Annotated in this window: 9 protein-coding genes, 1 tRNA gene and 2 pseudogenes; 4 read left to right on the top strand and 8 right to left on the bottom strand. The window is 58.6% G+C overall.

Annotated elements, in window-relative coordinates; all coding sequences use genetic code 11:
• Positions 1–122: 122 nt before the first annotated feature.
• The 3 genes and pseudogenes from DKK75_RS02085 to DKK75_RS02075 all read right to left on the bottom strand — a co-directional run.
• Entirely contained in the window at positions 123–2,423 is a 2,301-nt protein-coding gene (locus tag DKK75_RS02085) for a glycoside hydrolase family 3 N-terminal domain-containing protein (RefSeq protein ID WP_110451826.1), read from the bottom strand.
• A gap of 733 nt (positions 2,424–3,156) precedes the next feature.
• Positions 3,157–3,810, bottom strand: coding sequence for a sugar O-acetyltransferase (locus DKK75_RS02080; protein ID WP_110451825.1), 654 nt, complete (start codon positions 3,808–3,810; stop codon positions 3,157–3,159).
• 84 nt (positions 3,811–3,894) lie between these two features.
• Positions 3,895–9,327 (bottom strand): annotated as a pseudogene (locus DKK75_RS02075) (acyl-CoA dehydratase activase-related protein); the annotation flags it as partial.
• 544 nt (positions 9,328–9,871) lie between these two features.
• Here DKK75_RS02075 and xseA point away from each other — a divergent pair.
• Both xseA and DKK75_RS02065 read left to right on the top strand, forming a co-directional pair.
• Positions 9,872–11,146 carry an exodeoxyribonuclease VII large subunit gene (gene xseA, locus DKK75_RS02070; RefSeq protein ID WP_110452264.1) on the top strand — a complete coding sequence of 425 codons (1,275 nt, stop codon included), beginning with the start codon at positions 9,872–9,874 and terminating at the stop codon, positions 11,144–11,146.
• Between the two features lie 105 nt (positions 11,147–11,251).
• The gene (locus DKK75_RS02065; RefSeq protein ID WP_110451823.1) at positions 11,252–11,563 is read left to right on the top strand and encodes an exodeoxyribonuclease VII small subunit; all 312 of its coding nucleotides are present in this window, start codon (positions 11,252–11,254) and stop codon (positions 11,561–11,563) included.
• Positions 11,564–11,571: 8 nt separating this feature from the next.
• Here DKK75_RS02065 and DKK75_RS02060 read toward each other — a convergent pair whose 3' ends face one another.
• Positions 11,572–12,597 carry an endonuclease/exonuclease/phosphatase family protein gene (locus DKK75_RS02060; RefSeq protein WP_110451822.1) on the bottom strand — a complete coding sequence of 342 codons (1,026 nt, stop codon included), beginning with the start codon at positions 12,595–12,597 and terminating at the stop codon, positions 11,572–11,574.
• Positions 12,598–12,791: 194 nt separating this feature from the next.
• On the opposite strand from DKK75_RS02060, the gene DKK75_RS02055 reads away from it, so the two are divergent.
• Positions 12,792–12,864, top strand: a tRNA-Arg gene (locus tag DKK75_RS02055).
• Positions 12,865–13,009: 145 nt separating this feature from the next.
• On the top strand, positions 13,010–13,885 hold the full coding sequence (locus DKK75_RS02050; RefSeq protein WP_219997306.1) for a class I SAM-dependent methyltransferase: 876 nt from the start codon (positions 13,010–13,012) through the stop codon (positions 13,883–13,885).
• Between the two features lie 132 nt (positions 13,886–14,017).
• Here DKK75_RS02050 and DKK75_RS02045 read toward each other — a convergent pair whose 3' ends face one another.
• The 4 genes and pseudogenes from DKK75_RS02045 to DKK75_RS02030 all read right to left on the bottom strand — a co-directional run.
• Entirely contained in the window at positions 14,018–17,734 is a 3,717-nt protein-coding gene (locus DKK75_RS02045) for an immunoglobulin-like domain-containing protein (RefSeq protein ID WP_110451821.1), read from the bottom strand.
• 19 nt (positions 17,735–17,753) lie between these two features.
• Positions 17,754–22,337 (bottom strand): discoidin domain-containing protein, encoded by a 4,584-nt coding sequence (locus DKK75_RS02040; protein WP_110451820.1) that lies wholly within the window; start codon positions 22,335–22,337, stop codon positions 17,754–17,756.
• Between the two features lie 293 nt (positions 22,338–22,630).
• Positions 22,631–23,986 carry an ABC transporter substrate-binding protein gene (locus DKK75_RS02035; protein WP_110451819.1) on the bottom strand — a complete coding sequence of 452 codons (1,356 nt, stop codon included), beginning with the start codon at positions 23,984–23,986 and terminating at the stop codon, positions 22,631–22,633.
• A 104-nt stretch (positions 23,987–24,090) separates the two neighbouring features.
• Positions 24,091–24,206: pseudogene (locus DKK75_RS02030) on the bottom strand (carbohydrate ABC transporter permease); the annotation flags it as partial.

The following is a 24,206-nucleotide window of genomic DNA, read 5'->3' as shown; positions in this document are numbered from 1 at the left end:
GGCAACCAACACGCGAGGAGTTCCGCTATCGGATGGCCGTCAACCGACCGACGGCCATCCGGAGCAGCCATAACCTATAACAGCTGCAATCCGAAACAACCGCAACTCAGTCGATCGCAGGCTCACCCTACGGTCACCGTTACAGCCTGTAGGTCTTCCCTACGCGAGGAGGATCCCACCAGCACCTGGAACTGACCGGGTTCGACCCTACGGTTGCAGTCGGCATCAACCAGGGTCCACTCAGCCACTGCAAGATCGAAGACCACCTTCCGAGTCTGCCCTGGATCCAGCTGAATCCTTCGGAAGGCCTTGAGCTCGCGGTCAGCCCAGCTGACGGAGGTTACCAAGTCGCTGATATAGGCCTGAACTACTTCGGTGCCTGGCCGCTGGCCGGTGTTGGTCAGGTCCACGGTCACCCTGACCGTATCCTCGGGGCCCACGGTGTCTGGTCCATCGACCAAGGGCTTTCCGTAGGCAAAGGTGGTGTAGCCCATACCCTGGCCGAAGGCGAAGGCCGGATCCTGGGTCAGATCGGCATAGCGATCACCGTGCTGGCCTCGGATCTGGTTGTAGTAGATCGGCAGCTGCCCGGCGTGTCTGGGGAAGGTAATGGGCAGTCTGCCTGTGGGTTCAACCGTGCCGGTGAGAATCCTGGCCAGGGCACGACCGCCCTGCATGCCCGGGTCGGGCTGCCAGATCAGGGCCTTGGCCGACTGCGCGGACGGGGGCAGGATCAGCGGCTTGGAAGACATGAGCACGATGACCATGGGCTTGCCCGTCTGCGCCAAGGCATCCAGAAGATCGCGCTGAGGACCGTAAAGTTCCAGGGTGGCAGTCGAACGCCCCTCGCCCACCAGCTGGATCACGTCACCGACTACAGCCACCACCAGGTCGCTTTGTTTAGCCTGGTCGATGGCCCTGTCGAAGCGGCCCTGATCGATTCTGGCCGGGGCCGCCAACTTGGGCCTGGGCTGACCGTCAGGGAAGAGTGGACCCGCCGGGTCATCAACCAGACGGACCACTTCGACGCCCTGCTCGCAGTTGAGCCGCCAGTTTTCAGGCAGCTCCTGGCGCAGGCCGTCCGCCACAGTCAAGATCATCTCCCGAGGCTGGTCCTTGATCCAGTCGCACTGACCCGAGCCGCCAGCCCAGTCCCCTAGCTGGTTCTGGGCATCGTCGATCAGCGGACCCACCAGGGCGATGCTGTGCGCTGAGTCATCACCGGGGCGGCCATCGGCATCCACACCGCCAAAGAGGGGCAGGATGCCGTCGTTCTTCAAAAGGACCGCCGACTCCTGGGCCACCCGGAGGTTGAGCTCCTGGTGCTCAGACGAGTTGATGACCGCCTTCTGAGTCTCGGGATCGGGCAGACGCGGATCTTCAAAGAGCCCCATACGGAATTTCAGAGCCAGGATGCGCCTGACCGCCCGGTTAAGGTCCTCCTCGCGCAGCAGCCCGGCATCCAGTGCATCCAAGGCTCCCTGATAGAAATCGGGCGTGGTCATGATCAGGTCGTTGCCAGCCTTGACGGCGGCTGCAGCGGCCCTGGTGTAGTCGGGCTGCACCTTCTGTTCCCAGACCATCCGGCCCACGTTGTCCCAGTCCGTGATCAGGGTGCCCTGGTAGCCCCACTGCCCGCGCAGCACGTCGTTAAGCAGCCAGTTGTTGATGGTGACGGGAACCCCGTCAATGGACTCGTAGCCCAGCATGAAGGTAGCCACGCCCTCCCTGGCCAGGCGCTCGAAGGGCGGCAGGAACCATGAGAGCAGCTTGCGGTGCGAGAGGTCGGCCTCGGAGGCATCGCGCCCGCCCTGGGTTTCGGAGTATCCGGCAAAGTGCTTGGCTGTGGCCAGCACAGCATCCTTGGGCAGGTTCCCGGTCATGGCTGATCCGCCCTGGTAGCCGCGCACCATGGCCGAAGCCAGCTCGCCGATCAGGAAGGGATCCTCGCCGAAGGTCTCGTCCACCCGTCCCCAACGGGTGTCCCTGGCGATGCAAAGCACCGGGGAAAAGGTCCAGTGGATGCCCGTTGCGGCGACCTCCTGGGCCGTGGCTCGTCCCATACGCCGGACCAGCTCAGGATCAAAAGAGGCCGCCATGCCCAACTGTTCAGGGAAAATGGTGGCCCCGCGAAAGAAGGAATGGCCATGGATGCAATCGTCGCCGATCAGCAGGGGAATGCCTAGACGGGTGCGATGAACGGCCTGGTCAACCTTGGTCATATTCTTCGCAGAGACATGCAGCAGGGATCCGGCATGCTGATCCACCACCTCCTTGTCCACTCCTTGGCGGGCATCCAGCTGCATCATCTGACCCACCTTTTCCTCCCGGGTCATCCGGCCCAGCAGGTCGGCCACCCGCTCTTGCACGCTTAGGTCGGGATTGCAGTAGGGCAGATTCTGCGTCAACTCCTTTGCTGCCATCTGGACACCTCCCTTTCTCGCTGAAAACCCGTTAACTGATATCTTTGCAGCCGGTCAGACTAAAGACGGTCCAAAGAACGATGTTTGCCAAGTCCCAGGGTCCGACGGTCATGGGCCGACCCTGGTTCACGTGAGCCTGAGGGTCAGCTTGCCCGTCAGCCACCAGCCGATGCTCTCATAGAAAGCGTCGGGTCTGACCTCCTTGACGAGTAATTGAGCAGGCAGGCGACCTGCTCGCCCGGGGGTTGATGCCCTCCTGCACGGTGACCAAACCAGCCAGGTCCCGTACTGGACCGTTCAGGCCAGCCGCATCCGCTGCATCCGAAAGCAGCATCCGCATGCCTTGGGCGGACGGCTGATAAACCGAAACGGACAACTAACTTTCTCAAAGCCTGCAATGCAGCAAATACCGTGCTTTCCATGCAGATTTATTGATGCTCCTAGACCAAAAACCGCTGCATGGCTCGCTACCGAGGAATTGCAATCCAGGCTGATTACCCAGATCTTTTCACTGATCATCTGCACTTTCGGATCGTCGAGTCACCCACAGCAATATCCTGCCGATGCCTGCTGGATTAACCGACAGATCTCCTCGGACCATTTCTGACGACATGAAATCGGGCATCCGCTTCTGCACACCCAAAGAGCGCTGCTGATCACAATAGAGCTTTCCAGGGCCACTGGCTGAATTGTCACCGATCCGCAAGCGTCAATCAAACACTTATTTTTTAGTTCAGCCATCCTGACTCATCCTGAAGGGCCTGGCATCATAAGGCGCCTGATACCGTCGATCCCTCCAGTAGAACTCATAATCGTGGTCATCGATGGGACGGACGACCTTACAGGGGTGGCCGTAGGCGACCACATCGGAAGGGATGTCCCTGGTGACCAGAGACCCTGCCCCGATGACCGTGTTGTCTCCAATGGTCACTCCCGGCATGACGATGGAGCCTGCTCCGATCCACACATTCCTGCCGATGCCGACCGGGACCGAGAACTGGGGCGTTCCATAGGCACGTATATCGGGACGTATCGCATGCCCGGTGGTGACGATGGTGACGTTGGGTCCGAACATGGTGTGATCGCCTATGTCAATTCGGCCGTCGTCGACTAGAACCAGGTTGAAGTTGGCATAGCATTTGCTCCCCCAGTAAGTGTTACAGGCCCAGTTGGCCCGCACCGGTCCCTCAATCCAGCTGTCCTGGCCGAATGACCCGAACATCCTTTGGCAGAGATCCCGCTTTTTCTCCACCTGGGTGGGGCGGCAGGCGTTGAAGTCGAAGACCAGATCCTGCTGGGCATCTTGGACCTGCTTCATTTCGGGCGTATCGGCAATGTAGATCTGATCGGTGTCCAGCAGAGCCTTGATCTCCTCAAGGCTGGTCATGGGCAACCCCTCTCTCTCCTTGATCTTCGTGGTTCGACTACTTTCAAGACAGGCGGGTTGGCCCAAACACCGGCCACGGCCTGGCTACAGGCTCTCCAGAACCTTCTCCTCATCCTGGACGTGTCCTGCCTGCCCTGCATCCAGACCGGTCGATTCCTCTTGCTCGGATTCGACGTCAGCCTTGAGGCTCTGGGCGGTGTTTTGCGGGGCGCCTGGCTTCTTGGCAGCTGCGATCATCAGCTTGATCCTGTTGAGCTGGTTGGCCTCCGAAGCGCCGGGATCGTAGTCGATCGAGACAATGTTGGCTTCGGGGTAGGTTCTGCGGATCTTGCCGAACATGCCTCGTCCGGTCACATGGTTGGGCAGACAGGCGAAAGGCTGCGCGCAGACGATGTTGGGGGCCCCGGACTGGATCAGTTCGATGATCTCGCCGGTCAGGAGCCAACCCTCTCCGGCCTGAACACCCAGGGAGGTGACCGATGCGGCTTTCTCCCTCAGATCGCTGATGTGGGCAGGAATGTCGAACTTTCCCTTTGAAGCCTTGAAGCCGGCGATCATGGGGGCACGGTAGGCATCCGCCGCCTTGAGGACGATCTTCTTGACGCCCACCTGACCACCGGTGCCTAGCATCTCCTCGTTCCATTCAGCATTGGATATGCCGTTGACCATGAAGTCGCAGACACCGGGGAGCACGGCCTCACAGCCCTGGCTCTCGATCAGGTCGACCACATGGTTGTTGGCATCAGGATGGTACTTGACCAGGATTTCGCCTACTACGCCCACACGAGGCTTGCGAGGAATACTGCGCAGCGGCAGTTGGTCGAAGGCTCGGATCATCCGCTTCATCAGCGTGCCATAGGGCAGATAACCATGGCCATACACCTTCTTGGCGGTCTTGGAGTACCCGTGGTGCTCGATGGTCTCCTTGCAGATCGTGTCCCAGAGTTTGTAGAGCCTGTTGGCGGAGCCGGGCTCCTGCTCGTAGGGGCGGACCCTGAGCAGGCACTCGATCATGGCATCGCCCAGATAGAAGGCCTTGACAGCGCGGTGAAGCAGGGCAGGGGTTACCTGAAGGCCTGGATTCGCCCTGAACCCCTGTACGCTCAGCGTGATGATCGGCACATAGCCATAGCCTGCATCAGCCAGAGCCTTGCGCAGAAGGCCGTAGTAGTTGGTGGCCCTGCACATGCCGCCGGTCTGAGTGACGATGACTGCGCACTTGTGCGGGTCGAACCTGCCGGACAGGAAGGCGTTGACCAGCTGCCCCACCACGATGATGGCCGGGAAGCAGGCATCGTTGTTGACGTACTTGACACCGGTATTGATGTCTTCTGCCGTGGCATGCTTCAGGAGCTCGAAGTGGTAGTCGGCGCTGGAGAAGACCGCCTCCAGGAGGGAGAAATGCACAGGGGACATCTGCGGCGCAACAACCGTGTACTTATGCCCCATCTCCTTGGTGAAGCGATGCTCAGTAGCGTACTTGGACAGGGTCGGCTTGACGGCAGCTCCGCTAGCCTGAACATCTGTACCCTGGTCGGCTGGATGATCTGCCGACCTGCTTTCGGCTTCCCGTTCCTTCTGCTGCGAGGCCATAGTCTCCCGGATGGGCCTGATGCCCATCGGGTGGAGGCCTATCAGACCCTGATCGCTCTTGTCGTGCAGGGCTACGAACCGGGCCAGAGCCACAATGTCGGCCTTGCGTTGGGACAGGCTGATCTTCTGGGCGTTAGTGGACCGGAACCCATCGGATGCCGGCTTGTCAGACGCATTCGTATCCACGGCTTCAATACGGTCTGCAGACTCTTGAGAACCCTGAGAATCAGATGAATCCTCCGCCTGAACCAGGTCAGGCAACGGGTCAGCATCCTTGACCGCGACCTTGGCAGGCGCCTGCTCCATAACGGGGGCTTCCTTCTGATTTTCGCCGTCCTCTTGTGTCATATCCCGCTGATGGCGTTCGTCCATAGCAGCCTTCAGCGAGCGCAGACGGATCTTGGCTGCACCCAGGTTGGAGACCTCGTCGATCTTCAGCTGCGTATAGACATCGCCCTTGTCGGCCAGAATCTCCTGGACCTGGTCAGTGGTGATGGCATCCACGCCGCATCCGAAGCTGACCAACTGAACCAGCTGCAGGTCAGGATATTCGGAAACGAACCTAGCTGCGGAATAGAGCCTGGAATGGTAGGCCCACTGGTCGGTCACCCTCAGAGGCATCTTGTGATGGTCGTCACCGAAGCCTGGCACGGTCTTGCGGAACTTGGCAGCCGTGGGGTTGTTGGAGGCCAGAGCCCGCTCCCCCGCTGCCGGAATGATGTAGTCGCTCAGCTTGGGCAGGTCATGCACGTCAAGCTCACATATGGAGTCCTCAGAAAGCACAGCCATGCCCAGGGAGCAGATGGTCTCGGGAATGCCGTGGTTGACCTCGGGATCCACATGGTAGGGGCGCCCTGACAGGACTACACCCTTGACCCCATACTCCTGCATGTAGGCCAGGGCACGAAGTCCCTCCTGCCGGACATCCTCCTTGAACCGGGCGTCCTCCCGGTAGGCCTCCTGGACGGCCGTCCGGGCCTCAGCCTCGCTCACCTTGGCCCAGTCGAAGACCTTGACGATCCGCTCAACCATCTTCTCCTTGTTGGACAGGTTGAAGTAGGGCCGCATGAAGCGGACGCCATTCTCCTTGAGCTCGGCCATGTTGGCCTCGATCACCACTGGGTAGTTGGCCACGATGGGGCAGTTGTAGTGGTTGTCCGTATCGGGAACCAGCTCCTGCTCATAGGTGACACAGGGATAGAAAATGGTCTTGATGCCCTTGTCGACCAGGGAGTGAATGTGCCCGTGGACCAGCTTGGCCGGGTAGCAGATGTTCTCGGAGGCGATGGACTCCATTCCGCTCTCAAAAAGCTCGTGGTTGGACCGCCCGGAGATCATGACCCGGAAGCCCAGGGAGGTCAGCAGGGTGAACCAGAAGGGGTAGTCCTCGTACATGTTGAGCACACGGGGGATGCCGATATCGCCCCTAGTGGCCTTGTCCGGAGTCAGACGGCGGTAGGCGAAGGCCCGCTTGTACTTGAAGTCGTAGAGGTTGGGCCTGTCGGAGCGCTTCCTGTTCTTGTCTCCGCCACGCTCGCAGCGGTTCCCGGTCACATAGCGGCCGCCGTCCTCGAACTCGGTGATGGTCAGCTTGCAATGGTTTTGACAAAGCTTGCAGACATCGTGAGTGGTGGTCATGGAGAGGTTGTCCAGATCGTCCCCCGCCAGGATGGAGCTGACCACATGGCCGTCCTGCACCTTCAGGTCAGGCATGGTCGTCTTGAACCCCTGGTCATTCTTAGAGGCAATCTTGTTGACGGCGGCCGGTGACAACTGTGACTTGGTAGAAGCCGGAGCCATATTAGGCGTAGTGGGCGTGCTGCCCACGGACTTCACCCCGTCGGCCATGTGAGAGCTGGCCACAGTAAGATCCTCGACCTCGTCATTCTGCGGGCAGTGCATGCGGGCCGTCAGTGCGGCGCCGTAGGCTCCCATGAGTCCGGCAATGTTGGGCCTGGTCACCTTGCGACCGGTAAGGAGCTCAAAGGCCCGCAGGACGGCATCGTTGAGGAAGGTACCTCCCTGGACCACGACCACCGGCCCTAGGGCGTTGGCATCACGCAGCTTGATGACCTTGTAGAGGGCGTTCCTGACCACCGAGTAGCAGAGCCCGGCGGCGATGTCCTCCGGGGAGGCGCCCTCCTTCTGAGCCTGCTTGACCGAGGAGTTCATGAAGACCGTGCAGCGGGAGCCCAAATCGGTCGGAGCCTCGGAGGCCAGTGCCTGCTTGGTGAACTCCTGGATGCTGATGCCCATGGACTGGGCGAAGGTCTGCAGGAAGGACCCGCAGCCGGCCGAACAGGCCTCGTTGACGCAGATCGAATCGATGACCCCATCATTGACGGCGATATACTTCATGTCCTGTCCGCCGATGTCGATGACCGAGGTAACGCCGGGGCTGATCTCCTCGGCAGCCCGGTAATGAGCCATCGTCTCGACCACGCCATCATCAACATGCAGACCTGCCTTGACCAGACCCTCACCATAGCCAGTAGCGCAGGCGCGGGCAATGTAGGCGCCCTTCGGCAGAGACTTCCTGACCTCCTTGACGATGTTGGCGGCGGCGATCAGCGGGCTGTCCTTATGTACCCCGTAAGTGGACCAGACGATGGTCTTGTCATCGTTGATCAGCACGGCCTTGATGGTGGTGCTGCCCGCATCGATGCCCAGGAAGTGCGGCCCCTTGGCCCCAGACAGATCACCAGTAGGGATGACCTGGGCCCCATGCCGGTCGTTGAACTCCCTGCGCTCGTCTTCGGTCAGGAAGAGCGGCCGTATTGTTCTGGCCGCCGAGGGCATGTCCTCCAGACCCTTCAATGCGGAAAGAACGCCTTCCAGCGTAGTCAGACCAAAGTGCATCTCTTGATCCTGGCGGCCATCCTTGGCGGTTTCCGTTGCGGGATCCTTATGCTCACCGTCGACCAAGGTGGTAGTGCGGCCATCCTGCATGGCATCCTGCAGAGCCACCTTGTCCAGGCTCGAAGCCTTTTCGGACCGTGCCCTGTCGACCTTCTCCTGGTCCAGCCCCCAAGCCGGGCCGAAGGGGTCGTTCACATCAGATTCAGGCGAGTAATCGGTCTTGACCTGCGCAGCCTTGTCCTGATCGTCCTGGTCGCGGCGGCCAGCCATGATGGCAGCGCCGTAGGCCACATAGAGGTGTGCATTCTCGGGAATGATATAACGCCCGACCCTGTCCTGGAGGATCCGCTTGAATGCCTCCCGGAGCTCGCTCATGAAGAAGAGAGGCCCGCCCAAAAAGATGACGTTGCCACGGATGGGACGTCCGCAGGCCAACCCTGATATGGTCTGTGTGGCAACGGCGTTGAAAATGGACGCAGCCAGATCCTCCTTGGCGGCTCCGTCGTTGATCAGGGGCTGAAGGTCGGACTTAGCGAAGACTCCACAGCGCGAGGCGATAGGATAAATGGTCTTGTACTTGGAGGCCATATCGTTCAGACCTGCAGCATCGGTGTTGAGCAGGGTGGCCATCTGATCGATGAAAGCTCCTGTTCCACCTGCGCAGGACCCGTTCATCCGCTGCTCCGGAGTGGGCTTTAGATAAGTGATCTTGGCATCCTCGCCGCCCAGCTCGATGATCACATCCCCCTCGGGATAGGTGGCGTTGATAGCCTCGGTCTCGGCGATGACCTCCTGGGCGAACTCAGTCTGAAGCTGGCTAGCCAGTTCCAGCCCGCCCGAGCCGGTGATCACCAGGCTGATGGGATTGCCAGCCAGACCAACCTTGGATAACGAAAGCCTGATGTCCGCAACCAATTCGGCCACGCACTGCCGCACATTGGCGTGATGGCGGCGATAGTCGCTGAAAAGCGCCTGATCCAGCCCGTCACCCCTGCCAAGAACGACGGCCTTGACCGTGGTGGAACCAATGTCCAATCCCACACGCAGGAGATCCCGCGGTCCTGTGCCCTTATATCGACCTGCTATGTCGACGCCGTCAGACATGAAACAACCTCAATCCGTGAGACCGCCGCATGATGGGCTCAAGAAGCAGACGCCGCATCATATCCGGCTTATGTATTCATGCTACCGCCAGATTGTGAATAACTTCTGCGATATCGAGGAATCAAGGCTGTCAACTTCGACATAGCCGCCAGCAAAACCGCCTCTGGACGGGCAAGCCTCAGACTTGCGCAGGTGGATCAAAGAATTGGTCGCAACCCTTGCCCTCCACGCTTGCGCCTCAACCACGGCCCTCTCTGGAAGGGTAGAAAACAACTGTGCCCACGATGAAATCAACTTATGAGCAGCCGGCAGAGATCTTGCGAAGGCCCTTCAGAGGCCATGGATTTGTCCCCGTATTGAGAGACCCTGAAAGAACGTTTTCTTCACTGACCAACCCGCATGCCATCCTGCACAGGCCGATGCCAGATGAGTTGGTCGGCTGGCGGAATCGATGGTCAGGAGGCATCAGGTGCGAGCATACATGGGTTCGAACATGCACGGGTCAATGGGTGCACCAGCTTGGTCAGCCTCGTCAGGGCTGGCTCCCAAGCCCCTGGATCAGCTGCCTCGCCTGGCACGCGATACCACCGAGGAAGACCCCTGGCCGGTCAGCGTGCTCAGCCAGAAGTACCACGACGCAGTGGCCCGCTGGCCCGGAGCCTGGGTGGAAGGTCAGATCGTAGAGATCAACACCCGCCGGACCGGTTCGGCATATCTGACCCTGCGCGACAACTTCGAAGACATCTCCATCAACGTCATGGGCTTTCGGGCCTTCGCCGCCCAGGCCAGGGAATTCCGCCAGGGCGACCGGGTGGTGGTGCACGGGCGGCCTGACCTCTGGATCAAGCAGACCCGTCTGAGCTTCATGGCCGACCGGATCAAGCGTGTCGGCACCGGTGACCTCAAGGAGCAGATCGATCAGCTCAGACGCAAGCTCAAGGGCGAAGGCCTCTTCGATGCAGAGAACAAGGTTCCCCTGCCTGAATTTCCCCAGCGCATCGGCCTGATATGCGCCCCCAAGGCCAGAGCCGAAGGGGACGTGATCACCAATGCCCGCCTGCGCTGGCCTACCATCGAATTCTCCGTGGTGCACGCCCACGTCCAGGGACCTCAGTGCCCGCCCGAGGTGGTCGAGGCCATCCGAAAGCTGGATGCGGATCCTGCAGTGGATGTGATCATCGTGGCCAGGGGCGGCGGCAGCTTTGAGGATCTACTGGGCTTCTCGGACGAATCCGTGGTCCGAGCCACCGCAGCCTGCGTCACCCCCATCGTCTCGGCCATCGGCCACGAGGACGACTGGACCCTGATCGACCTGGCGGCTGATCTGCGCGCTTCCACCCCCACCGATGCCGCCAAGCGGGTGGTGCCCGACCTGGTCGAGCAGGAGGGAATCATCCAGGAGGCCCGGATGCGCATAAACGCGCGCATCGAAAACATGGTAGAAGGCGAAACACGGTTGATTGAGGGTTATGCCAACCGCCCTAGCCTGACCAAGCCGCAGACCATGCTGGACAAGCCCCAGCGGCTGGTCGACGAGTCACTGGTCCGTCTGGACATTGCCCTTCGGCGGATCGTGGACGACGCATCCCTGACCGTGGAGAAGCTCCAGTCCTCGCTGACCGCCCTCTCTCCCCAGTCCACGCTGGACCGTGGATACGCAGTCGTGCAGACTCTGGATGGGAAGGTAGTCATCAGTCCTCAGCAGGTTCAGACCGATCAGGATCTGACTCTGACTGTCAAGGAGGGGCGAATCGAGACCAGAGTCGTCAGCGGGCAGTGACCCGTCCGAGATGTTCAGCCACATATAATCATCCGCGATAATCATCTGCGTTATCTGCAATTTGATAACACACCAGATAAAAATCAGATAAGAAGAGGAGCAGGCATGAGCGACACCGATGAGGAGCAAAGCAAGGATCAGCCGGTATTGGCTTCGGCTCTGAGTCAGAAGGAACGCGAAACCATCGCCAAACTGCCCTATGAGCAGGCCCGAGACCAGCTGATTCAGGCGGTTCAAGCGCTGGAGGCAGGTGGCCTGGACCTGGATGCCTCCATGCGTCAGTGGGAAATCGGTGAAGCCTTGGCCAAACGTGCCCAGGAGCTGCTGGGCCAGGTGCGGGCCAAGCTCGATGCCGCCCAGCAGGAGCAGGCCAGCGCCGGAGCTCAGGCTGGCACCCAGTCCAATTTGGATGCCTGAAAAGCCCCCTACTCCACCATCAGCGTAGCCAGCAAAGCTGCATGATCCGAGCCCGCGATAGGTATGGTCTGCAGCCGATTGGCCCTGATGCCGCGGTCCACCACCACATGATCGATGGCCGCCAGCCTGGGCAATGGTGCTCTGTTGGCCGGCCAGGTCATGCTCATGCCGTGCCCGGCCTGACGTGCGCCATCACTGAACCGCTCCCCCAGCATGTCTCGGAAGACCGCATGGTCATAGGTGGCGTTGAAGTCGCCCATCAGCACGTATCGTGTGTGCTCATGCTTTCGCAGGTTTCCCAGGTCGGACACGCTGCGTCGCCAGGCATTCCAGCTGCCTGGTTGCGGCGAGGTGGTATGGACCGAAACGAATCTGACACTGGTCTTCCCCCTGCCGAAGTCGATGCTGGCCGCCGGCATCATGGAGGAACGAGAACCCACGTCGTCCTTTGAGGGCGACTGCATCGGCGCGGCCGTCCAAAGGCCATTGGCGTATTCCTTCGAAGATGTGGAAAGCTGCTCGTGCGGCAGATAGCGGTCGATGCCAGCCTTGTGCAGACGGTCCACAAAATCCCTGCTGACCTCCTGCAGAGCCAGCACCTCGACCCGGTTGTCGCTGACGGTCTTGACTACCTGATCGGCATCGGTCTGACCCTTGTAGACGTTCATCGTCATGACCCGGGCCACGTTGTCGTACCGGTCAGGATGCTCAACAGTCATGGACTGATCGGCTTGCCCATTGAGCTGGGATCCTTGCTGGTAGAAGGGATACTGCCAGTAGACGTTCAAGGCCAAGGCAGCGATAAGCACCAAAGCCGTGAACCATCGTGAAGCCATCAGAGCGAGGATCAGGGCCAGTAGGCCCAATAAGATGAACCAGGGCGTCAGAGCAGCCAGATCCGGCAGGTAAGGCATCGATGAAAGCCATGCCGGACAGGCTCTCGCCGCCAGAGCCAGCAAGCTTGCCAGCGCCAACAGCCTAGCCACCCACCCAAAGACATGCCTCACCAGGAAGGACTGTCTGAATCTCGCCATGGTCTCCTCCAGCAAATCATCGCCGACTCGGCCCCTTCCAAGGGACACGCAGTCAGCTCGACCGTTGAGCAATTGTAAACCATGATCCTATGGCGGGCGGGGATAGGGTGCTGACTTTTCCACGAAGAGTAAGGCGCTAGCCTGCACACCGGCGACCTGCCCAAGTCCCACGTCGTGGTACAGTAGTTTCCGTTGCCCCGGTAGCTCAGGGGATAGAGCACTTCTCTCCTAAAGAAGGTGTCGTGCGTTCGAATCGCATCCGGGGCACCCTGTATCTGCCAAGGAAGTGGATAATCAGGATATAACAGAGCTGCGTGTTCGCACATGATCGACAAATCTGCACTTGAAAGCCTGTTTTTTAAACATTGCCCGACTGAATCACTGTCAATAAGCCTCATCCGGAAGGAGCGCTATGCCTCATCAAATGCACCAGAACGAGGATATACAGGATAATCTTCTCAACTGGAATGACAGGGCTGTTGTGCACGCCAACGGTGGTTATGGAGATCTTGACGCTTTTGCGGATGACCCATCGGCCCTGTCGGCAGTGACCTTGCGCGATCTGGAGGTTTTGAAGCCGCACCTATCCGAACACGGCGTCAAAGGGTTGCGTCTTTTGCATCTGCAATGCCATATAGGCGTTGACACCTTGTCATGGTGGCGTCTGGGAGCTCGAGACGTATATGGTCTGGATTTTTCACCCACTTCGCTGGATTATGCTAGAAGTCTGTCTGAACGGGCCGGCGCATCCATAACCTATGTCCAAGGTGATGCCCGTTATGCCGCAAACGCCATGCCCGAGCAACAAGGCTCGTTCAACTTGATCGTCAGCAGCAGCGGGACGATCACGTGGCTTCCTGATCTGGAGGACTGGGCTCGCTCAATAGCCTCCCTGCTGGCAGACGGTGGACTATTTATGATCCGCGACAACCATCCCCTGCTTTTCGCCCTGGACAATGAGGGCTTGTCGATAGTTCAAGACTATTTCGGCGGAACAGAAACGACCTATGAAACGGATCAAACCTACACGTCGGCAGTCGACTCGACCGAAGACGAGACGAAACCCCGAATTACGCACACCACCAATCACAATTGGGCTCATGACTTCCAGGAGATAAGCAGCGTCCTCCTGGAAGCCGGACTGACCATAGAGGCCATTGGCGAGCATGATGTGGCCGACTGGCAGTCACTGCCAATGCTCGAGTCCACCCCTGAGGGATGGGTCATGCCTCGCAGTCAGCCTCAGATCCCCCTGACCTTCTCGATGGTAGCCAGAAAGCAAGTCTGACCGAGCAGGTGCGAACACGGTCCGGCTTAAACACGGTCTGACATAGCTAGACAGCTCGTCCAGCAGATTGACCGATGCCCCTATCCCTGAGGATAGGGGCATCATCATTTCACATCGCACCGGGATGATGCACTATAGTCTGTTCTCCATCCTGTGTTGACGGATATGCGGAATCAGCCCAAAGCAAACCAGGGCCGACAGCATGCTTAGAGCTGCCATCGCTAGGAAGAATTCCGTGTTCGACCCTGTCTCTGAAAGCCTCGAACCCTCAGAATGCTTCTGCGTTCCGGTCTTGTGCTTTACACCGGCACCCTTACCTGGATTGATGCCGGAGCTGTCACCCGGATCCTTCGGCTCGTCGGAAGAGCTGCCTGCAACGGTGCTGACCGTGACTATCCGCTTTTCAGATGCCTGTTTCCCCCTTGAATTAGCAACCGTGTAGTCGAGCGCATATTGCCCGGCCTTGGCGCTATTCACGGACCCCTGTACTTGAATTGCCTGGGTAAGATCACCTTCCAAGGAATCCACTGCACTGACCCCGGCCTTAGGATCGAAGCTGGAGCCCTGATCGATTTTCGCATTGGAGGCCCCCGAGATCACAGGCTGCTGCCGCACAGGCACTGGTCCCAGGGGCAGCGGACCCTTGATGGAGATCCAATTGAGTATCGGCCCAGTCCCCGTAGAGGAATCCAAGGTGAAAGTGACCACCTTGTTCCAGCCCTGCGGAATCTTGATCTTTCCTGAGGCAATCGTTCGTCCGCCGTCAACGGTCGCGGTCGTAAGTCGATTCTCTGCACGGGATGCCGGAAGACCGTCATAGGAATAGCTGATCACCGTCGGCCTGCTCTGGCTCCACCAATCGTGGAAACCGAAAGAGACCTGATGCTCGCCAGGTGCCAGCAGAACCCTGTATGACAGATTCCCCTTCTTGCCATCAGCCCCGGCAAATACGCCTGACTCATAGGGGTCGGCATTGCCGTCAGCTTTCGTTCCATAATTGCCAGAGGCATTGCCCCACAGATCATCAAAGCTCTGATCTGCGGATCCATTGGCCAATTTGCCATCGTATAAGGCAGTCAGCGCATTGTAGGTGGGCGAGGACTCCCCTCCATTGACGTCAATAAAGTAGGACAGCCCATCTTCCACCTCCTGAACGCTGGCTCTGGCAGGCAGCGTCGTGCCCTCTACGGTGCCCAGCACCTCGGTAGGCGCGTAGAGGGTCAAGCTCGACGTATCAGTCAGCCAGTGCACGGCCCGCTCCTCGCTTTCTCCATTCGCCTTGCTGACACTCACCTTGTCGGGAAGCTCGGGCTGACTGCCCTGCTTGAATGTTCTGATGCCTTGAATCTGCTGGACTGAAACCACCTGGTCATCATCCTGCGCAGAGATCCCTATCCAGCTCAGCAAGGGATCGCCGCCGCCTGTGGATCTTGTCAGGAAGGTCACGCTGTCGGCATGATCCAGGGTGAAAGTGATCGGATCGGTGGCATTCCCGGCCTGAACAGGCACGATATTCGTCTTGCCGATGGTCTTGTCATGGCAGACGACCGAGAACTCGGTTTGGCGCTTGTTGTTCCACCACTCCTGATAGCCCGCTTGAACTGTATAGGTACCGGCTGGCAAATCCGCCTGATACCGTATGTCCTTGCCGGACTTTGCCCAGTATCCTGTTTCATAGATGCCGTTCTGGCTGGTCTCGTATGCTTCGACATCGGTACCTTTGCGGCTGCTCAGGCCCCACTTGCCTTGAGCGGTGTATTCCTGGTCGCTGCGGTCTGCATTCATCAGTTGTGGAGCCTTGGTTTTGAGCTTGCGGTAGTAGCTCGACTCATTCGAAGGGTCCGAGCCCGCGTCAATGAACAGACGGGAGTTTTCCGGATAGATGGAAGCCGTGAAGCTGATAGGCGCATTCTGGTAATCAGGCAGCTTCCCCTTGAACGTCACCTGCCCGTACGGGCGGTCTGCGCCAAAGTAGGGCTCCCAGTTGACCGTGGCCTGCCGGATGGCTGTCTGGCCGCCGACTCTGACGCTCAGGCTCTTGGGCAGCGCAGCAACGATCCGACTGACAGAACTGCTTTCAGTCGGCAGATCGGCATTGACCACATCGATGGCCTGATACCTATCCATGCCGGACAGCTTCCAGTCGGCAGCCGGCAGCACCTGCACATGCCCGTTCACCAATTGCATCGGTGTCATCACATACCTGGATTGGCTGATGTCATTTCCGGTGTCAGGGTTGAACCAGCGGTCGCCCCAATAGAGGAAAACGCCGTGCGCGGGGTCATAGGGAATGACCGAGCTGGATTGGGTCGAGAAGGAATTGGCCGGGCTTTGGTTCCAGCCATTCCCCTTGACGAAGGGCGATCCTACCTCCGAGTAAGGCCCTAGAAAGTCATCGCCCTGGCTGACCGCATACTTGTTTTCATTGGGCGCCCAGCCGGTAGTGCCTGAATAGATGATGTAATATCTGCCGTTCCACTTGAAGGGAGCCGGCGACTCCTTGCTATTGCTGGCCACGATGTTGTAGGTGTCTCCTGCGGAGACATCCACGCCTTTTTGCTGCCGAGCATTCGGCTCAACCAGCTTGGTGTAGGTCTTGTCCAGAAGCGAGATGGTCAGATCGCGGTTTTCGTTGCTGGAATACACCAGATAGGCATCATCAACGCCGTCATGATTCTGATCCTTGCCGGAGTCCACGTATAGGTTCATGTCACGCGCCATGCCAGGGTTGCCGAGGTTGGCGCCGGGACTCATGCGGAAGGAACCCAGATACTTGTATGGCCCAGCCGGATCGGAACCTTCAGAAATGGCGACCCCGGCCTTAGCCTTGGAATAGGTTGCAGTGGCCTCGTTGCCGTATCGTGGCCCATCCGCATGGAACCAGATAACCCAGCGTTTGGTCGCCGGGTTGTAGACCATCTTGGGACGCTCGAAGACACAGCTGGACTTCTTCGGATCCGATCCGTCGCCTCTCAGCGCCTTCAAATCCCAAAGCAGGTAGTCCAAGGCCTGCTGAGGTCCTGAGATGTTGGCATTGGAGGCGTCCGTGGAGAATGCCTTGAAATCCTGGCCGTAGATGTTCGTGTAATCCGGATCGGATTCCAGGTTGGACACGTTGTAATAACGCTGATAGACGCGGTCAGAGCCCGCCAATTTAGCAGCCAGATCCTTGTCGCCCTGGTAAGTCTGAAAGCCCAGTCCCTTATCTACCCAGTTGCACAGATCGTCGGAATAGTATATCCGCACGCCATGCGCTACCAGACCGCTGGTTTTGTCCTCGCCGCACAGGATGTAGACATATCCGTCTCCATCCACGTCCAGGCCCCGATCAGCGGCAGGAAGAAGGGCAGCGCTGACCCGTTGGATTCCGGCGCCATGAGCCTGAATCAGATCGCCCTTGTTGTCGAAAATCCTGTCGCCATTGGTGCCTGTCACCGCAGTGTAATGGTAGATGAAGCGCACAGCGGCGAAGGCCTGCTTCAAGTCCTTGCCGGCCTGACCCTTTTCCCCTTCATCGGCAGAGCCTGAGGCCAGGACTCCCTCGGCCGCAGACCGCGCATGCTTGAGCCTATCCACGTCGTCCTTGTTAGGCTCTGCATGATCATAAGGCGCCGTGCTCTGATCATCGGATCGATGACCTGATGCCAGCGGCTGCAGATCCTCAATCCTCGTGGTATCCAATATGGTCCGGAGATCATCATCCCGAACGGTTCTCTGTCGATTGGATCCGGCGGAACCGGATTGCTCCGCCTTCTCCTGCGCGGCTATAGCCGCAGATCCGGGCGACAGGAGCGCTAAGGCGACGACTGCCGCGGCGAATCCCAATATGTTTCTTCGATTGAGCTTCATCGCTTTCCTCTTCTCAGAATCATTTCAGATGACGGCGAGCTGCAGCCAATGCTGATCCTGCACAAAGCAGGCAGACCACGATCGCCAGAATCGTTGGCGTCACATTCGCGCCGGTCCGACTCAAGGCGCTGCCACCGTCTGAGCCGCCCTCTTGCTTGGCATGAGCGGGAGCTCCTGAACCATGACTCGAGCCGGGCTGTGAATCGGCATCTCCTGCATTGCCATCAACCACATCCACTTGGAAGGCGGCACTGACACCGCGGTAGGTCACGGTTACATTTTTCCTGCCTGGCTGTGCTGAATCAAACCCGCTCATCTGCAATTCGGGATCCTTGATGCTGATATCCACCTTGACCGGTTCTCCACTTGGCCCTGAATACACAGCCTTGACAGCCATGCCGGACAGGTCGAGCCGCTCATTGAGCAGATATCGGGTTTTGCTGGGCGGTGTGACCAGCAGTTTCTGAAGAACGGAAGGAAGGTAGTTGACGGTGTACTCAGAGCTCCCGCTGCCGTCAGCTGCATTGACCGTGATCACATCCTTGCCGCCCAGAATAATCCCGTCACGTTTAACGGACTCTTCGGCATTCACATGCCTGACCTTCACCGTAGCGGCAGTGTCGCGCGCAAAGGCCTGCAATTTCGGATTGCCTTGCGAACCGGCGGGGAGCGGCATGGTGTAATCAGTCTTGTCAGGAAGGAACCCGTCTATGGTCTTGCCATCCAAACGAAGATCGCCCAAGGCCTTGTCTGCGGACGGCATAGGTTCAGCCTTGACTTGCGTCTGCGTTCCGAAAACCTCAATTTCCGCCACGTTGATATAGACGCCCGTATCCTGCAGGGTATTGGTCAGACGCAGAGCTTTGGCGACTATGGGCGTAGACATGCGGAAGTCAGCCACAGGAGTGTCCGCATCCGTAGAGGTATCCGCACCGGAACCCGGCTGGACGTACCAGCCGCTCTTCACGCCGACCCTCTGCCAGGCGCCCTTGTCGTCCTGATACTCCAAGGTCTGGGACTTGGGCCAGGAGGCACGGCCATCCCGGAAGAAGGTGGTCTTGACCTGGCTGATGGATTGAAGATTGTCGAAGGTGAAGGTGGCAACCGGGGTTCCCGCCTGGTTCCAGGTGGACCAGCCCTTGTGGATGCTGTCGCCGTCTATGGCCTTCGCAGCCGTCGAGCCTTCCTGCACATTCACCTTGAAGTGAGAGCTGGAGGAGGGGGCGATATTATGCACTGGATCAGCCTTCGGAATGGCCCAGGCCTGAATTTCGGAGGCGTTCATGAAGTCGCCCTGCACCGTATTGACGATTCGGGCCTGCCTGGCCTTGACCCGGGCATCGCCCTTGAATGTCACGGTCTGTCCGGGCTTTGGACTGGCAGCTGATCCCAGAGGGAGCCAGGTTCGACCATCCAAGCTGTATTCAGCCTGAGCGCGGCTTGGAGCGTGGTCGCCATAGGTGATGACCAGCGAGCCCAATTCCCGCTCCTGGCCGAAATCCAGAGTGGCGGTGGGCTTATGCGAGTAATCGCCTTGGGAGTTCCATGTCACCCAGGCCTCGGCGGCGGTATCCCCGTCTGTCAGCTTCTTCCACTGTTCAGCCTTGCCGTATTCGGTCTGTTGGTCAGTGACCGTCAAGTTGCTGCTGGTGTCGGCAATGTTCTGCTCTTTGGCCCGCATCAGATAGACAGAGGCCGTCACCGGCAACCCTGTGCCGCCGACCAACCCCAAGCGTCCTTTGACTGTCAGTCTGTCGCCTGCATGAGCATCGGCAAGCTGCCCGTCCAGCTGAGAGAAGTCCCACTTCACAGCCGTGCGGTCCGCCTCCATAGCCTCGGAAGCTCCGACGTGCGCATAAACCGGGGCCACTTTGATTGCATCCTCCACCTGCTGACGGCTTGAGCCAACCAAAAGGATGACGGATACCGGATCAGTGACGGTGAAGTCGCCAATATAAACCTCAGCCTTGCATGTGACGGCATGGCCAAATACGTCGACAGCCTGACCGGTCACCTGATATCGACCTTCCTTGCTGACGTCGATCATGCTGGTATCCCATTGAACGGGGACCGGGGACCCGAGGCCCCAAGGATAGTAGGGAGTGACCGTCGCCGGCATCTTCAGCTGTCCGCCTTTTCGAGCCTGGACATAGACCTGCTGCACGCCCGAGGGCTTGGTGGATCTCATAGTCCAGGCCTGGTTGTCTCCGCCGTTGGAAGTGTAGAGCCCGACCGGCGAACCAGCAGCAGTAGCCTGCCCGCTCACTTCAAGCGCGCTTTTGCTCGCTGCATTGACCAGACTCCACGAGGATCCATCCTCGGTGTTGAATATCCAGCACTGCCGCAGATCTGGATTTGCCTTGTCAGCGGCGCCAGAGACCATTGTGCCCTGGTCCCCCAATATCTTTTTCCCTGTGGGATCGGTGATGGTATACAGCTTGAGCTCCGGACGCTCTCGAGGGGCTTTGACCTGGTGGAAGACGAAGGTCTGCGCTGCGCCGGCCCCTGAATCCGGCGCCGAATCTTCAATGGCCAGGCTGCCATCGCCAAGGGCCTGAAGTGCTCGTCCGGATTGTTGCCCTACAAGCTGGTAACTCTCGCCATCCTGCACGCCTGCCTGATCGAACTTGCCGCTCACGCCCGACAGCTGAATGGATGCGATCGAACGGGCAGGCAATTCAACCGTGGCCGTCTTGGCGACTGAATCTATATGGACCGCTCCGGGACGCTCCTGATTGGAGTACCCGTTCATGTAATCCATGGTGGCCTCGTAGGGATCGCTCTTGGATTCAGGCGCAGTGGTCAGGAACAGCTTGCCGCTTGCATTCTTGTCGATGCTGCCGTATTTGGAAAGGTCAATGACCAGGCGCTGTTGGCTGTCGCTGTCGTTGCGGTGGATGATGGTCTGCGTCCTGCCATCGGCCGAACGGGCGGTCATATTATCCTTGGTGGCATCATTAGCCAGGATCGAATCCCCCTCATGGATGAATTGGGTGTATGCCCGAACCGCGTTGTACTTGGAGTTCACTACGACGGAGCAAGGCTTGATGCCCGTGGTCCTGCCCCCGTTGTTGTCCACAGCGCGCTCGGAATACAGTTTTCCGTCACTGCCCGCAACAGTGCAGTCAAAGTCGATCAGGACAGTCCCCCAATTGGTGTTTTCACCCTGAGGGTTGGCTTGATTCCCGTTGACATCCTGGTCTTTGGTCGACATGTTATACAGATCCTCAACCACCTGCCAGAAGGTGAAATCCTGCGACTGCAGCGCATAGACATCGTTGTTGATCTTGCCTGCCATGCCCAGGCCGTTGTCGAAGCCGTAGGGGTTGAATCCGCCGCTCTGCCAGGAGCCGTCAACCTCGCTCATGGACATGACCTTGCCGTCGCCCTGAGCGATATCCCTGGCCACACGTTGACGGTTGGTGCCGTATGAATGCGTGTTGTACTGCCCTATCGCGTCACGAACCTCCTGCGGATATTGGTTGTAGGAGTCAACGAACTGTCCGGAGTCGGTTGCATCCGTCGCTGAGACCTTGACATCCTTCAAACCTTCGGATTTGAGCGCCTTGTCCAGGACCAGAATCGTTTGCTGAGCCTGGGCGTTGTCGACGTGCATGCCCTCCTGGGGCTTCTTCACCGCATTCGAATAAGGCGTGACGGACTTGTCCTTATCCGCATAGTACCGATTCCAATAGCGTGCGATCAGGGCCTGCTGATCACTGGGCCAATCGTCTGAGGCCCTTCCGTCCGGCGTCCCCCAATAGGCCGTCTCCGACTCATTCAAGGGTTCGACCGTATTGATCCTTACCTTGTTGCCGTTGTCAGCTTTCAACTGATCCAGATGACTCACCACTTTGGCCATGTATCCGGCGAACTTCTCGGGATCCTTGAGGTTGTTGTCTCCGGATCGAAAACCGCCGGTGGCATATCCGTCTTCGGTCATGAACCAGGGGGCTGAGTTGGCAAAAGCCTCCAGATGAGTGATATCGCCGTCCTTGACCCCGCGTTTCAGCCACCATTCCTGCGCCTGCACGGACTTGGCGGCGTCGCTCTTGGAAGACTTGGGACCCCACACGTAGGAATCCTCCGATGTCGGATCAAAAGCCTGATCCAAGGCATTCTTATCGGCTTGTTTGGTAGTTACGCCACCATACAACCCCTTGCTTCCATCCTGGTCTTCCGCCCAGTAGCCGGGAACAGCCGCTCCCTGACGCATGAACGGGTATCCATAAGCCACGTCTGAGGCGTTGCCTCCGCCAATGTTGAAACGGGCCTTATTCAGCCCCAGTCCTTCCTTGCCGAAAATACTGGTGTAGAACTTCTCTCGCAGCTGCTTGCCATACTCCAGTGCTTTGGCATCCGTCACGGGGTTTCCGCTGCTGCGGGTAATGGACCCTGGTTCACCGTATTGGCCTGTGGCATTGGCAAACCATGCCAATGATGTGCCCCAGCCTTGAAATGGGCCATTGGCATACCAGGGATTTGGCCGCACCGTCACTGTTGCTGGTGCGGAAGGTTCGGCATAGGCCGGCATAAAACCGCCCAAGGCTGTCGAAGTCGCTGCCGCCGCTACGATAACCGCCATAGTTCGCATAAATTTCATGAGTATTCCTTTTATTGTTCTTCAGACGATGAAGACAGGAATTGTCGAAGCTGCCCCTTCGCTGCACGACGACAATCGAACAGATGACCACTGCAATTGTGGAACATTCTGGTACTGATCGTGATCACAACCTCTTACCCGCTTCATGCCTTGCTGAAGGCCACGGGGAAAACACGACGATGTGCATGAAAAACCGGCCGGAGGAAGACCAAAGGAAAATACCCTGGGGCCCCTCTGGCCGGCACTGCAATAAGGAAACCCGCGCTACAACGCTGGTTTGATATGAGTCACTCCTACTCCTTGAGCGTGTAGCCCTGCTGCTTGGCGTAGTTCTGCAGGTCCTTCTGCCAAGCCGCGATACCCTGATCCAGGGTGGCCGACTTGGAAGTGAAGGCGGTCATCTTGTCGCCGTAGATCCCGCGAGCATAGACCTCAAAGGGCAGGAACTGGTAGCCAGGCAGAACGTTCTTGGCGGCCTGCGACAGCACCTCGTTGAACTTCTGGCCGCCGAAGTATTCGTTGTCCTTGCCGTTGGCATCCTTCAAGGTGGTCATCGAAAGGAACTCGTTGGACTTCAGCGTGTTGTTGTCAGCCGGGAAAGCGCCGCCATCGACACGGGTCTTAATGCCCTGGGCGTTGTGGCAGGCGTATTCCAGGAACTTATATGCAGCCTTGCTTTTGGCATCGTCCTTGGTCTTGATCATAGCCAGCGAAGACCCGCCGTTCTCGGAATTCTCTTTGCCGCCCTTCTCCCAGGTCGGCATCTGCGCCACACGCCACTTGCCAGAGGCATCAGGGGCGCCCGACAGCAGGTTGTAGGGCATCCAAGCGCCAGTGAGCAAAGAAGCGATTGATCCGTCATTGAGGCCCTTGTTCCAATCATCAGACCATCCGGGAATCTTGGTGTTGATCAAGTCCTCATTGATCATCTTCTGCCAGTAGTCGTCCCACTTCTTGACCTTGGAATCACCGGTCAGATTGATGGTGACGGTCTTGCCGTCCTTGCTGGTGGCAAAGGGCTTGGCGCCGGCCTGCCAGGTCATGGAATCGAAGAACCCTGCATCGCCTGAGTCCGAGGTGATGTAGGAGCCAACAGCCTTGATCTTCTTGGCTGCCTCGTAATACTCATCCCAGGTCGTGGGGATCTCGGTCACTCCGGCCTTGTCGAACACCTCCTTGTTGTAGAACAGAGCCATGGGGCCCGAATCCATAGGCAGCGCGTAGACGCCCCCATTCAGATTCACTGAATTCCATGTGCCCGGCGTATAGAAGCTCTTGTATCCGGAGGCGCCCATGTCAGACAGATCCTGCAGCTTGTCCTGAGTGGCATATTCAGGCAGAGCATAATACTCGATCTGTGCAAGGTCAGGGGCGCCCTTGTTGGCGGACAGAGCGTTGTTCAAGGCCGTGTACTCTTTTTTGTTGGTGCCGACATTGGTGACTTTCACCTTGATGTCGGGGTTCTTGGCTTCGAATCCCTTGACAGTTCGAGGAAGGGTCGAATCCCAGGACCAGACCAAGATTTCGGTCTTCCCGCCCTTGCCCGACGCAGAGGAACCGCTGCCGGATCCGCCGCAGCCGGCGAGTCCGAACGCCATGGCCACAGCACCTGTAAGGGCTATGACCTTCGTCATCTTTTCGAACCTCATTGTCCCTATCTCCTTTTCTGTTGTCCTTTGCAACAACACATGACTGCTGATATCTTTCACTGTCCTACGGCTCAAGGCCTATAGCACGGTTTTGGTTTGTTTGGCTATTCTTTGACGGCTCCTGCGGCGAGGCCGGACTGCCAGTATTTCTGCAGGAGGAGGAAGGCGATGACCAGGGGGATGATGGTGATCAGGCTTCCGGTGATGACCAGGTTCTGGA

It is taken from the genome of Bifidobacterium asteroides, assembly GCF_003202695.1.
In the GTDB taxonomy this organism is placed as follows: Bacteria; Actinomycetota; Actinomycetes; order Actinomycetales; family Bifidobacteriaceae; genus Bombiscardovia; species Bombiscardovia asteroides_G.
This window is presented reverse-complemented; position numbering and strand designations above follow the sequence as displayed.